The organism is Streptomyces sp. NBC_01283 (assembly GCF_041435335.1).
In the GTDB taxonomy this organism is placed as follows: Bacteria; Actinomycetota; Actinomycetes; order Streptomycetales; family Streptomycetaceae; genus Streptomyces.
Map to the genome: position 1 here is coordinate 9080835 of NZ_CP108430.1, position 12854 is coordinate 9093688.

At 69.0% G+C, this 12854-nt stretch carries 9 protein-coding genes and 1 pseudogene; 1 reads left to right on the top strand and 9 read right to left on the bottom strand.

The features are described 5' to 3' along the window. Positions 1-79 precede the first annotated feature (79 nt). Positions 80-1396 (top strand): hypothetical protein, encoded by a 1317-nt coding sequence (locus OG302_RS41045; RefSeq protein WP_371749843.1) that lies wholly within the window; start codon positions 80-82, stop codon positions 1394-1396. Between the two features lie 195 nt (positions 1397-1591). Here the strand turns inward: OG302_RS41045 and OG302_RS41050 are convergent. The 9 genes and pseudogenes from OG302_RS41050 to OG302_RS41090 form a co-directional block, all read right to left on the bottom strand. Continuing rightward, positions 1592-1783: pseudogene (locus OG302_RS41050) on the bottom strand (LacI family DNA-binding transcriptional regulator); the annotation flags it as partial. 75 nt (positions 1784-1858) lie between these two features. Continuing rightward, entirely contained in the window at positions 1859-3169 is a 1311-nt protein-coding gene (locus OG302_RS41055) for a glycoside hydrolase family 6 protein (protein ID WP_371749844.1), read from the bottom strand. Positions 3170-3307: 138 nt separating this feature from the next. Beyond that, positions 3308-4273 carry a glycoside hydrolase family 6 protein gene (locus tag OG302_RS41060; RefSeq protein ID WP_371749845.1) on the bottom strand — a complete coding sequence of 322 codons (966 nt, stop codon included), beginning with the start codon at positions 4271-4273 and terminating at the stop codon, positions 3308-3310. 374 nt (positions 4274-4647) lie between these two features. Next, positions 4648-5781 carry an endo-1,4-beta-xylanase gene (locus OG302_RS41065; RefSeq protein WP_371749846.1) on the bottom strand — a complete coding sequence of 378 codons (1134 nt, stop codon included), beginning with the start codon at positions 5779-5781 and terminating at the stop codon, positions 4648-4650. Positions 5782-5850: 69 nt separating this feature from the next. Next, positions 5851-8118: a glycoside hydrolase family 3 N-terminal domain-containing protein gene (locus tag OG302_RS41070; RefSeq protein WP_371749847.1), complete on the bottom strand. Its 2268-nt coding sequence runs from the start codon at positions 8116-8118 to the stop codon at positions 5851-5853. 91 nt (positions 8119-8209) lie between these two features. Further along, a complete protein-coding gene (locus tag OG302_RS41075) occupies positions 8210-9055 on the bottom strand; it encodes a carbohydrate ABC transporter permease (RefSeq protein ID WP_371749848.1) in 846 nt (281 codons plus the stop codon). Further along, positions 9052-10041, bottom strand: coding sequence for a carbohydrate ABC transporter permease (locus OG302_RS41080; RefSeq protein ID WP_371749849.1), 990 nt, complete (start codon positions 10039-10041; stop codon positions 9052-9054). The genes OG302_RS41075 and OG302_RS41080 overlap by 4 nt, the downstream gene beginning before the upstream one ends. Before the next feature lie 6 nt (positions 10042-10047). Beyond that, positions 10048-11346 carry an extracellular solute-binding protein gene (locus tag OG302_RS41085; RefSeq protein ID WP_371749850.1) on the bottom strand — a complete coding sequence of 433 codons (1299 nt, stop codon included), beginning with the start codon at positions 11344-11346 and terminating at the stop codon, positions 10048-10050. Positions 11347-11474: 128 nt separating this feature from the next. Further along, positions 11475-12533: a LacI family DNA-binding transcriptional regulator gene (locus tag OG302_RS41090; protein ID WP_371749851.1), complete on the bottom strand. Its 1059-nt coding sequence runs from the start codon at positions 12531-12533 to the stop codon at positions 11475-11477. Positions 12534-12854 lie beyond the last annotated feature (321 nt).

Here is a 12854-nt window from a genome sequence, read left to right on the forward strand (position 1 = left end):
CAGGGTGCAACTGTCCGGAACGTAGGCGTATTTCGGGTTGCCCGGATGCGTTTCCCAGCTTTCCCGCTAGGCTTGCCCCTTGCGCTTTCTGGCGCTGTGGCCCGTGGTCCTCGAATCGAGGAATGCGGTGGCGGACGGGGGAGGGGAAATGTTCTGTCCACTGGTGTGGCCCGCGTTTCTCAAGCGCCGAGCTCTCGACCCGCTCATGCCCGACGGTGACATCACCTCGGACGAGCTGCATGTCAGGTCCTACGACGTCGAACCCCTGTTCCGGTGGTTTCACGCCCGTCATCTCCGGCCCGCGCTACTGCTTCTGTTCCTGCCGCTGATCGCCAGTACTGCACTGGCCGGGAATCTGATGCATCCGGAAATCTTGGAGGTCGCGCAAGCGGACCTTCTTCGAATGGTGAGGCTGGGAAAGGGAACCTCGGATTTCTCGGTTCCACTGGTCAGGGACTACCCCTCGCTGATCAATGTCGTGATCGCGGCGGTCACTCTCCGCCTCGCCTTCGGCAACTGTCGGCGTGCGGCCGAATTCGCCGCCGGCCTCCATGCTCAGGGCATGCTGCAGGTTCCTCCGCAGAGCCGAACCGTCGTCCGTCTGGCCGTCCTGCGGGCGAACCGGAGATTCGCCGCGTGCGGTCGGCATTCCTGGGCCGTGGCGCTGCTCTCCGCCGCGATCGCCCTGCTCCTCATGGGAGCCTTCCGTCAGGGCGGGGTGTTCTCCTGGCTGGCGCCCGACGGGGATACCGCGTCCCGACGTACGTGGAGCGCCGCGGCCTACCAGTCCTGGTGGGCGTCGCCAGAGGCCGGGGGGCTGGCCGGGCCCCTTACCTATGGACTGGTCGCGGCGGCGGTCTCGTACGTGATGATCAAGCACATCCTCATGGGCGCCTGTCTGATGTCCTTCTTCATCGCCATACGGAAGGACGTTCACTACGTCTTCGACATGACCGATGCCGATGGTTTCCACGGCTGGAAGGACGCGCGGGCGCTCGTCCAAGGGGTCATCGTGTCCGTTCTGATCAGCCTGGTCGCGTTTGGCTCGCTCTTCCTTTCCCTTTCGGTGCACCAGGTCCGCTGGACGACCCCGCTGCTGTTGCTCTTCCTGCTTGGCGTTCCCACATACTTCGTCGGTCCACTGCTTCTCATCCGGCGGGCGATGCGGGGTTTCCGGGAGCGGGAGATCGCACGACTGCAGGGCTGCTTCGCTGACCTGCGGGGGCGCGCGAGCGCGGACTCACTGGAACGGTTCGAGATAGGGAACGTCGAGCGGCGAGAGATCGCGGTGGTTCGGGACGGTCGCATCCGTTTGTTCCGGGTGAAGGAGGTTGTTGCCACGGCCTCCGTCTATCTGGGGTCGGTGGCGGCCGCCATGGTGCGCATCCTCACCTAGCACACGGTGGCGCGTCGCGGACTGACCTCCGTTTAAGTTGGTGGCGCCGATGTAGGGAGCACCTTCGGGAACATCGTCCACCGGATCGAAGACGACGCAGGGAATACCTTTGGCCTTGAGTCGCTCGTCCTCCAGCTCGCGGAAGATCAGCTCCACGAACTTCTGCTTGTGGTCCGAGGGCTTGCGGTATCCGTACTCGTTGATCAGTTCCTCGACCCGGGACCGGCTCTCGCCCGGCACCCCTGGTCGGCCGTCGAGCGCCTTGGACACCGTGGGCACGGATACACCCGCCAACTTGGCTGTCTGCGCGATCCTCACCGACGTCGGCCCACCACTGCGTACGGCCTTCCCGCTGCCCACCGGCGCTCCCTCACGGCTGTCCGCCACTACGGCTCTTTCCCGCGAGGAACTACAGAATCGCCCGGTCGACAGCGGAAGGCGAAGCTCGGGGGATGCCGGGAGTCACCGGGGGAATTCCAGACCGGGTACGGCGTTGCGGGCGAGGGTGTGGGCCTGTTCGGGCCACCAGACGCCGGCGGCCGGGTCGACGATGCCGTACTCGGGGTCGATGGTGCCGCCGGTGTTGCGTGTGCAGCTGCCGTCGGATTCGCCGATGGTCTTCACGTACAGGTAGGCGTCGACGAGCGGGGCCTTGGTATCGGCGGTGGGGCGGGGGCCCATGCCGCGGCCGGGTGGGTTGCACCACGTCTCCGGGTCGCCGGTGTACTTGCCCGGGGGCGGCGTCCAGGCCCCCAGCCCGTTGCGGCTGGTGTCCACCACGAAGCGCGCCAGTTCATCGGTGGACGCGCCGCCCGTGTTCTGGTCGAACCAGTCGTCGGTCCAGTGCCAGGTCGATGGGTCGGTGGGGGAGACGGAGTTGCCCGGGGCGCCGTCGTTGGGCGCGGCGGGGGAGTAGTACTGACTGGCGCACGAGTCGGCGGGGCCGCGAGCCGGCTCCGGTCCCTTGGTGGCGTACCACGCGCACTTCGCGATCCAGGTTCCGTAGCGCGAAGTCTGGTCGGTGGGCTGGTAATTGGACACGTTGAGGGAAAAGCCGTCGCTCTGCTCAAGGCCGGCGTCCAGGAGTCGCCGCGTGATGTCACCGACCGACTTCCACTGGCTGTTGCCCGCGTCGAGATATACAGCGGTGTTCGGCTCGCTTTTCAGCGTGCGCACGGCGTAGGCGAGGTCCGCCATGCGGTGGGCGGTGAGTTCGCCGGTGGGGTCGATGTCGCCGGCGCAGTCCTTGGGAAGGGCCGCAAGGCCGTCGGGCTCCAGGACGACGGCGGCCTTACGGTCGCCGATGCCGTCGGCGAAGGCGTCGATCCACTGACGGTACGCGGCCGAGGAGGCGGCTCCACCGCCGGAGTAGAGGCTGCAGTCGCGGCCGGGGACGTTGTACGCGACGAGGACCGGCACACGCCGGGTGATCGCGGCGGCGTGGACGAGCTTGCGCACCTCTCTTCTGACCTGGGCGGGCGTGCCTTCGGTGAACCACTCGGCCTGCGGCTGGCTGGCCAGCTTGGCCATGTTCAGGGCGTTGGCCCGGTCTCCCTTGCGGAGGTCGGTGATCGCCTGCTTGGCGGCCTTGCTGCGCGGGTCAACATAGAAGCGCGTGGTCGGGCTGATGACCTTCTGTTGTGCCTGTTCGACCGGTTGTGCCTGTTCGGCGGGTGCTCCCTGTGCCTGTGCGGCCGGGGCCGCCGCGCAGGCAATCAGGGCGGCCGAGGCGAGCAGGGCCATGCGTCTGATGGGCCGGATACCGGATCTCATGTGTGCTCCTGGTCGGGACGGACGGGGACAGGAACGGGGCGGGGGACAGGAACGGGCCGGGGGAGGGAGAGACGAGGACGGGGTGCACCGACGGGCACGGCCACGGGAGCTCAAGGGGCGGTAGCCCGGACGGGGATGTCAGTAGCCGTAGATCATCTTGTAGGCGGCCTCGGGAAGGAACTGGCCTGCCACCGATCCGGCGCCCACCCCGCAGTTGCCGTCGGATTCACCGGGTGTTTTGACCCACAGCAGCATTTCGGCTCCGCCGCCGAGTTGGGTCGGGGTGCCGAGCTTGCGTCCTGCCGGGTTGCACCATGCGCCGTTGGAGCCGTTTCCGTTGCGGCTGGTGTCGATGGCGTAGGGCTTGGTGTAGCCGTAGGACGAGCTCAGCTTCGCGTTGATCGCGTTGCCGTATGCGCTGTTCTCACCGGTGGTCAGGTAGTTCGAGACGTTCAGCGAGAAGCCGTGGGCCTTGCGCACTCCCGCGTCGGCGAGGTGCTGCGCCATGGTGGCGGCCGCCAGCCAGGCCGGGTTGCCGGCGTCCAGGTAGACCCAGGTGTTGGGGGCCTTCTGGTTGAACTGGTCGATGGCGTTGTTGAGCAGCGCGTTGCGCTCGGCGATCTGCGCAGGTGTCATGCAGCTCGTGTCTCCCAGGGCGTCCGGCTCCAGGATGACGACGGCCGGACGGCTGCCGATGCCACTGGCGAAGGCTGCGATCCACGTCTTGTACGCGTCTGCCGAGCCCGCGCCGCCGCCTGAGTGTCCGCCGCAGATGTCGCGGTTGGGGATGTTGTAGGCGACCAGGAGCGGCAGCTTGTCCACGGCATCGGCCGCGCCGACGAACGCACCCGTGGCCGTGCCGATGGCGCCGCTCCAGTTGCCGAACCAGCGGGCCATCGGCTTGGCCGCGATGTTGTCCCTGATCGCGGTGGCGCGGCCGTCACCCGGGTTGGCGGCGGCCCACGCCGCGGGGGTGGAGTGGGGGTCGACGTAGAAACCACTGGTCATCGCCACCGGACTGTCGGCGTGGGCGAGTCCGGGGGCTGCCAGGGCGAGCGGGAAGGCGAGCAGCAGCGCGAGCAGGGCACGCCTGTATCTGAACATGGGGAACCTCTTCCTGACGGGGGACGCACCGCACGCGCTTCGATCTGAACGTGTGCGTGCGGCGCGCTGAGGAAGTACGAGGTGCGACGCCTCCGGGCGACGGTGGCTCCGGGGCCCGGGACGCAGACCGTCGGGCTCGGAGAATCATGGGAGCGCTCCCAATCGGAAGCGTCCCCCAAGTGCGTCCGAAGCCCTTGGGTATGGGCGGCATGGTGTTGCCGGTGGGCGGAACGTGTCAAGAGTTCTCGGTCAACTTCGCGTCAAGTGACGGAAAGAAGGCCCTGCGACCGGGAAGTCGGCATCCCGAGCTCGACGAGGCGGTGGGACGGTGAGAACGGCGACGTGCGCTCTTCGCCCGCGCGCCACCGTCACCGTCATTTCCCCCGCTTCGCCGCCGCGAGCACCTTCGCGATCGCGTCGTAGGCGGGCTTGCGCCGGAGATTCTCGTCCCAGGGCAGCGCCGCGCCCTGGCCCTCGAAGACCGACGGAATCCACGAGTGGCGGTCGGAGTAGCCCCACAGCGTGATGCCGACGCAGCGGCGGACGTCGAGGCAAGCCTTGGTCACCTGCCCGTACCAGTCGGCCTGCTGGGCCAGTTTGGCCGCGTCCGACGGGAGGATCATGCGGATGTCGAGCTCGGTGATGGCGACATCGAGGCCGAGGTCGGCGAAGCGCTGGATGTTGCCCTTCATGTCATTCGGGAAGCCGTACTGCAGGGCGAGGTGGGCCTGCATGCCGAATCCGTCGATCGGCACGCCGTCGGCCTTGAGCTTCTTGATGAGTTTGTAGTACGCGTCCGACTTCGCGCCGATTCCCTCGACGTTGTAGTCGTTGAGATAGAGCTTCACGCCGGGGTCGGCGGCGCGGGCCCAGCGCAGGGCGTCGGTGATGTAACCGGGGCCGAGGGTCTTGTAGAAGATGTTCTCGCGGTACGTGCCGTCCTCGTTCATGATCTCGTTGGCGACGTCCCAGGCGAAGACCTTGCCCTTGTAGTGCCGCACCTCGGTCGTGATGTGCTTCTTGAGGATGGCGCGCAGCTCGTCGGCACTCCAGGTGCCGTTCTCCAGCCAGCCCGGCAGCTGGCTGTGCCATACGAGGGTGTGGCCGCGGACCTTCAGCTTGTGGGCCCGCGCGTACGCGACGATCTCGTCGCCCGCCGTGAAGTCGAAGACCCCTCGCTGGGGTTCGGTGGCGTACCACTTCATGCCGTTGCCGGGTGTGGTGCTGCCGAACTCGGTGCCGAGCAGGTCGGCGTACGAGGTGTCAGCGAGTTCGGGGTTGTCGACGGCGGAGCCGTAGTAGCGGCCGGTGCGCTCGGCCAGGCTGTCGAGCGTGGCGGGGCGGTGCCGGGTACCGGCGTCGGCGTGTGTGTCGCTCTGGAGGTGTGTGTCGGCGTAGGCGTGTGCGTCGGGTACACCGGCCAGGCCGAGCAGCAGGGCCGTCGCCGATGCGAAGGCGGCGGCTCTGACGCGGGTACGGGCAGGGGTGCGGGAGGTGAGTGTGCGCATGGTGCTACTCCTCAACTCATGGGTGGCGAAGGCGGGTTGGTTGATCGTGCGCTGTGCTGTTTCCACGCGTTACTTGACGCGTATCTCGCACCGCATCCGCCGCTCGTGCCCGACCTCCCGTTCCGCACCCGTCAGGGTGAGCGGCACGGTGTGGTGGACGCGTTCGCTGGACGCGGAGACACGTAGTTCAAGGGCGCCGGGTTCCACGACGCGGCGGCCGTCGGCTCCGGTGTACGCGGCGAGGTCCGCCGGGAAGGTGGCGTGGACCTCGGCGGACGCCCCGGCCTCGAGCGGGACGCGGGCGTAGCCGACGAGCCGGACCTCGGGGCGTGCGACAGTGCCGACCGGGTCGTGGAGGTAGAGCTGGACGACCTCGGTGCCGGGCCGCTCTCCGGTGTTGTGGACGGTGAGGCGCAGGGTGGTATCGCCGTCGGTGGGCAGCTCGGGGGTGTCGCACTGTGGGGCGTCCCAGGTGAACGTGGTGTAGGACAGGCCGTGCCCGAACGGGTAGAGGGCGGTGGGGTCCACGCTGCTGGCGTCGCCTAGGCGGCCGAGCGGCGGCGCGAGATAGGGGGCGGGCTGGCCGCCGGGGCCGCGCGGCACGCCGACGGGAAGGCGCCCTGAGGGCTCGACGCGTCCCGACAGGACTCCGGCGACGGCGGCGCCGCCCTCCTGCCCCGGGAAGAAGGCCTGGACGACGGCGGCGGCCCGATCGGCCCAGCGACCGAGGGCGTAGGGCCGTCCGCTGAGGACGACGACGATGGCCGGTGTCCCGGTGTCGAACACCGTGTCCAGCAGCGCGCCTTGCCCGTAGGGCAGTTCAAGGTCCTCGACGTCGCAGCCCTCGCCGGAGGAGCCGCGCCCGAAGAGGCCCGAGCGGTCGCCGACCACGGCGAGGCAGACGTCGGCCTGCGCCGGGTCGTCGACGAAGACCGCGCCGGGCAGTTCGGCGCGGAGCGCCTCGGCGAGCGTCGGTACGTCGACGCCCGCAGGGAGTCCTGGGTGGTTGACGCCGACGTGCCGCGGGAACGTGTAGCAGCCGAGCATGGCGGCCTGTTCGTGGGCGAGGGGGCCGACCAGGGCGATGCGCAGCCCGTGGGCGGCCAGCGGCAGCAGCCCCGCGTCGTTGGCGAGCAGGACGACCGACTCCTGCGCCACAGCCCGCGCCAGGTCCCGCATCTGAGGGGGGTTCAGGTCGATGAGCGCGTCTTGTGCGTCTACGGCGGTTCCAGTAATTCCCGTAGATCCCATGACCGGCTCCCAGTCCTGGTCGAGAAGGCCCAGCTCGCACTTTTGCGTGAGGACGCGCAACGCGGCGCGGTCGATCAGGTCTTCGGGAAGGTGTTCGGCCACGGGCAGGCAGCGCGCGGCGGGCAGTTCTACGTCGACGCCGGCCGCGAGGGCGATCCGCGCGGCGTCCCCCTCCGTCGCGGCCACCTGGTGGGCGGACTCCAGGAACGCGATGCCGAAGTAGTCGGCGACGACGGTGCCGGTGAACTGCCATGTGTCGCGCAGGAGGTGGGTGAGCAGGCCGGTGTGGGCGTGTCCGGGAAGTCCGTCGATGTCGTTGTAGGAGGCCATCACGGAGCGGGCGCCACCCTCGCGCAGCGCCATCTCGAACGGGGGCAGGAAGACGTCCGCGAGTTCGCGGGGTCCGATGGGGGCGGGCGCGTGGTTGCGGGCGCCGCGCGAGGCCGAGTACCCGGCGAAGTGCTTGAGGGTGGCGACGATCCCTGCGGCCTCCAGGCCGCGCACGTAGGCGCTGCCGATGGTGCCGACCAGGTACGGGTCCTCGCCGATGGACTCCTCGGTGCGGCCCCAGCGGGGGTCGCGGACGACGTCGAGGACGGGGGCGAGGCCCTGGTGGATGCCGACCGTGCGCATCGATGTGCCGATGGATTCGGCCATCTCGGTGATCAGGGCCGGGTCGAAGGTGGCGCCCCAGGCGAGCGGCGTCGGGAAGATCGTGGCCTGCCAGGCGGCGAAGCCGGTCAGGCACTCCTCGTGGGCGAGCGCGGGCAGCCCGAAGCGGTTCGCGGAACGGACCCGGCGCTGCAGGTCCGCGAGGCGTGCCGCGCCCACCGCGGGCTCGACCGGGACGGTGCCGAAGGGCCGGGTCAGATGGCCGAGGCCGTGCGGCAGCAGGGCGTCCAGGACCGCGCTCTCGGCGACGTACGCGTGCTGCCCCGGCGCGACGGCGGCGCTGTCGGTGTCGATGTCGGCCCCCAGCCACACGCTGGACAACTGGGCAGTCTTCTCCTCGGTGGTCATCCGGGCGAGCAGGTCCGCCGCCCGGACCTTGGCGGGCAGGGTGGTGTCCTGCCAGGGCTTGACCATGGAACTCCTCAAGTGCGATGTGTGCAGGCGGTGGTGGCGGGGCCTGGCGGTGCGGTGTGCGGCGGTGCGGTGTCAGCCCTTGGTTGCGGTGTCAGCCCTTGGTCGCGCCCACTGTGATGCCGCCGACCAGCTGCCGTTCGGCGACGGCGTAGAAGGCGAGCGCGGGCACCATGGCCAGGACGAGGTAGGCGAAGACGCGGGCGATGTCGGTGGCGTACTGCCCCTGGAACTGCTGGACGCCGACGGGGATGGTCCACCAGGTCTCGTTGCTGAACACGAGCAGCGGCAGCAGGAAGTTGTTCCAGCTGCTCACCACGGCGAGGACGGAGACGGTGCCGAGTGCCGGGCGCGCCATCGGCAGCAGGATCCGCCAGAAGAAGCCGAAGGGGGAGCACCCGTCGAGGGTGGCCGCCTCCTCCAGTTCACCGGGGATCTGCCGGAAGAAGCCGCGCAGGATGACGATGGTGATGGGCAGCCCGAACGCGGCCTGCGGCAGGATCACGCCCCACGGGTTGTCCAGGAGTCCAAAGGTGCGCAGCAGGATGAACAGCGGCAGGATCGCCACGGCGAAGGGGAACATCAGCCCCATCGTGAAGAGCGTGAAGAGCACCTCCCGCCCGCGGTAGGCGAAGCGGGCCAGGGAGAACGCGGCGAGGGCCGCCGCTCCGACCGTCAGCAGGGTCGTCCCGATGGCGACCAGGGTGGACGCGCCGAGCATCCGCCAGAAGGGTCCCGAGGCAAGGATGTCCGTGTAGTTGGAGGTCACCCAGGGCGAGGGGAGGCCGAAGGGGTTGCTCGACAGCTGGTCGGTGGACTTGAAGCCGGATACGAGGGCGTACAGCAGCGGTGTCACCATGCCGATGCCGACCAGCCACACGATCACGTACAGGGGTGCCTTGCCGAAGCGGCGACGCCCGGGCACGTCGGGCGCGGTCATCGGGTGGCTCGCATGTTGGTGAGGGCTCCTTCGGTGTCCCGACGCAGCACGAAGCGCTGGTAGGCGAGGGCGAAGACGAGGCTGATGAGGAACAGCGCGATGCTGATCGCGCTGGCATAGCCGATCTCGTAGCGCTTGAACCCGAACTGGAACAAGGTGATGGCCATCGTCTCGGAGGCGTGGTCGGGGCCGCCCTGCGAGATCACCCACACCAGGTCGAACAGCTGGATGGCGCCGATGACGGACAGGAACGCGCTGATGCGGACGGTCGGTCCGAGCAGGGGCAGGGTGATGTAGCGGAAGCGCTGCCAGGCGCTTGCCCCGTCGATGCGGGCTGCCTCGTGCAGTTCGGCCGGGATGCCCTGCAGGCCTGCCAGGTAGAGCATCATGTGGAAGCCGAAGTACTTCCAGGTCATCACGAGGAACAGGGTCGGCATGACCGTCGACTGGTCGGCGAACCACAGCCCGCCGAGCCCGTCGAGGCCGACCGCGCCGAGCACTTTGTCGGCGAGCCCGGCGTCCGGCGCGAAGATCATGGAGAACAGGACGCCGGTGATCACCTCGGACAGGACGTACGGGGCGAAGAACAGCATCCGGTAGACGGCCCGGCCGCGCAGCTTCTGGTTGAGCAGGACCGCCATGGCGAGCGCGAACGGCAGTTGCACGAGCACCGAGAAGCCGACGAGGAGCAGGCCGCGCCACAGGTCGCCGAGGAAGACCGGGTCCTTGGCGAGGCGGCTGTAGTTGTCGAGTCCTATGTAGTTTGAAGGGGACCCGAATCCGCCCCAGTTGAAGAGGCTGACGTAGAGGGCGTACAGGATCGGGGCGAGCACGAGCGCGCCGAACAGGATGAGGGCGGGCAGGGTGAAGGAGACGGCCGTCAGCCAGTCGGTGACGCGCCGGGCGAGCGGACGCCGGTTGGTGGGGCCGGGCCGCGACGGCTCGGCGACGGCTGCGGGTGCGTCCTTTACGTAGGTCGAAGTCATCGTCTGTCACTGGCTCTTGGCGACCTGGGTGATGGACCGGGTCACCTGATCGGGGGACTTGGAGCCGGCGATGAGGGCGGCGACGGAGTCGTTGACCTCCTGGCCGACGGCCGGTGGGTAGGCCTGGTCGAGGTAGAGCTGGAAGCCGGTGGACTTGCCGAGCATGTCGGAGACCGCCGTGAGGTTGGGGTCGGTCAATGCGCTGGTGGCGTCCTTGACGACGGGGATCGTGTCGGCCTTGGAGACGAGGATGCGGTCGGACTTGGCGGTCATGAAGAACTTCAGGAAGTCCGTGGCGGCCTTCGGCGCGCCCTTGCGGACCGCGTAGCCGCCGCCTCCGCCGAACACGTCGGTGAGCGCGCCCTTGCCGCCGGCCACCGAGGGAAAGGCGAAGAAGCCGAGGTCCTTGCCGATGCCCTTGCCCGCGTCGGCCTGCACGACGGGTGCCCACTGGCCCATCAGCTCCATGCCCGCCTTTCCGTTGCCCATGGCGGCGGCCTCTCCGGTGGGGGTGGAGTAGGCATCGCCGAGGAAGCCCTTCTGGAACGGCTTGAGCGCCACCAGGTCCTTGAGGTGCTCGCCCGCCTTGACGAAGTCGTCGCCGGTGAAGTCCTTGGCGTCGGCGGCCTTCTGCATGCCCTCGACCCCGGCGATCCGCATCGACAGATACGCCCAGAAGTACATGCCGGGCCATTTCTCCTTGCCCGCGAGGGCGATGGGTGTGATGCCCGCGGCCTTGAGCTTCCTGACCGTGTCCAGGTAGTCGTCCCAGGTGGTGGGCGGGGCGCTGATGCCGGCCTTCTTGAAGAGCGCCTTGTTGTACCAGAAGCCCACGGCGCCGATGTCGAAGGGCACCGCGTACGTCTTGCTGTCGAACTGGTAGGCCTTGACCGACGCGGGCACGAGCGTGTCGGCCCACGGCTCGATGGACGAGGTGAGGTCCTCGACGAGGCCCGCGTCGACCTGCTGCCGCAGAACACCGCCGCCCCACGTGTGGTAGATGTCCGGAAGTTTCCCGGAGCTGGTCAGCGCCGTCATCTTCGACTTGTAGGCGTCGTTCTCCAGCGTGACGAGCTTGATCCGCACGTCGGGGTTCTCGGCCTCGAACGCCTTCGCCCGCTCGGGCCAGACGGTCTTCGACGGCTCAGTGGTCTGGATGTTCCACCATTCCACGATGGTCCGGCCCGAACTGTCCTTCCCGCCGCCGGAGTCGGAGCCGCCGCACGCGGTCAGCGCGGCTGCCCCGAGACCGGCGGCGGAGGCAGCGCCGAGGAAGCGTCGGCGGGAGAAATCGGAGGCTGACATGACGCACCTTCCGGAAGTGATCCGAAAACTATCGGTAGATGGCCACGGAAGTTACGGACACGGAGCGGGGGTGTCAACGGCCTTAACAAAAAAGGCCGTTGACACCCCCGGTTCGGGTGCCTGTCGGGCTACCGGTCGCGCGGGGCCGCCGTACTGGCCCTGACCACGAGTTCCGTCGCCAGCTCGATGCGCGGCGATGCCGGTGCGACCGAGCGCGCGAGATGGAGGACGGCGCGGGCCGCCAACTTGCCCATGTCGGACAAAGGTTGGCGCACCGTGGTCAGCGGCGGCGCGCTCCAGCGCACCTCAGGCAGGTCGTCGAAACCGACCACGCTCATGTCCTCGGGCACCCGCAGGCCGCGCCGGCGCAGCGCCTCGATGGCACCCAGCGCCATCTGGTCACTGGAGGCGAAAACGGCGGTGGGCGGCTCGGCGAGGTCCAACAGCCGGTTGCAGCCGGTGAATCCGGACGCGTGGTAGAAGTCGCCGGGCACGATCAGCTCGTCGTCGACCCGCACACCCGCCACGTCGAGCGCGGCCCGGTAACCATCCAGCCTGGCCCGCGAGCACAGCAGCCGTGGCGGGCCCTCAATGAACCCGATCCGCCGGTGCCCCAGGCCGAGCAGGTGCTCGGTCGCCGCCATCCCGCCCGCCCAGTTGGTGGCGCCCACCGTCGGCGCCTCGGTCGCGGGCGATCCTGCCGGGTCGATCACCACCAACGGGACGCCCAGGCGCTGCAGTTCCTCGTGCAGCCCGGGCTCCAGGACCGACGTCACCAGGATCACGCCATCGGAGGCGCGGGCCCGCAGATTGGTCATCCACTGCCGCGCCGCGCCCGCCCGGTCATGGATCGCGGAGACCACCGTGCCCACCTCCGCCTCGTGCGCGACCTCCTCCACACCGCGGATGATCTCCACGGCCCAAGGACTGTCCAGGTCGTTGAAGACCAGATCGAGCAGGGCCGCACGGTCTCCGGGCGCGGGCGGCCTTCGCCGGTAGCCGTGCCGCCGCAACAGTTCCTCCACCCGGGCGCGGGTGGCCGGTGACACGTCGGAACGTCCGTTCACGACCCGCGAGACGGTCGGGACCGAGACCCCGGCCTCCCGTGCGATCTCGGCGATCGTCACCCTGGCCGGCCCGTCCGGGCTCCGCGTGGTCGCCTTGCGCTGAGCGCCTTCCCCGGCCACGTTCCCCACCTCCGTCGACTCGTCATCCGAAAATCTCCGGATGCCTTCCGGAAACCGTAGGACATGCCGTCGACCACGCGCCGGTCAAGCCCCCGGTCCGTACGATCGGCTGCACGCACTGCCCTGGACCTCTGTGCGACCGGCCTCCAGAATGTCGACCAGCCAGGCAAGTTGGCGCCCCACTGACACGACGGCGCCCTGTTCGTGACTGTCGTACGGATGCGCGTGGATCTCCCGGGCCGGGACGGTCCCGGCCGGTTCGCCGTAGCGGGGGCAGGCGCGAGGCAGGCGGCGGCCCCGTTGACAGGGGTGGGGAGCGGC

Excerpts from the sequence above, each read along its gene's own strand:
- OG302_RS41055 (WP_371749844.1), bottom strand. The coding sequence starts at position 3,169 with ATGAGATCCGGTATCCGGCCCATCAGACGCATGGCCCTGCTCGCCTCG.
- OG302_RS41060 (WP_371749845.1), bottom strand. The coding sequence starts at position 4,273 with ATGTTCAGATACAGGCGTGCCCTGCTCGCGCTGCTGCTCGCCTTCCCG.
- OG302_RS41065 (WP_371749846.1), bottom strand. The coding sequence starts at position 5,781 with ATGCGCACACTCACCTCCCGCACCCCTGCCCGTACCCGCGTCAGAGCC.
- OG302_RS41070 (WP_371749847.1), bottom strand. The coding sequence starts at position 8,118 with ATGGTCAAGCCCTGGCAGGACACCACCCTGCCCGCCAAGGTCCGGGCG.
- OG302_RS41075 (WP_371749848.1), bottom strand. The coding sequence starts at position 9,055 with ATGACCGCGCCCGACGTGCCCGGGCGTCGCCGCTTCGGCAAGGCACCC.
- OG302_RS41080 (WP_371749849.1), bottom strand. The coding sequence starts at position 10,041 with ATGACTTCGACCTACGTAAAGGACGCACCCGCAGCCGTCGCCGAGCCG.
- OG302_RS41085 (WP_371749850.1), bottom strand. The coding sequence starts at position 11,346 with ATGTCAGCCTCCGATTTCTCCCGCCGACGCTTCCTCGGCGCTGCCTCC.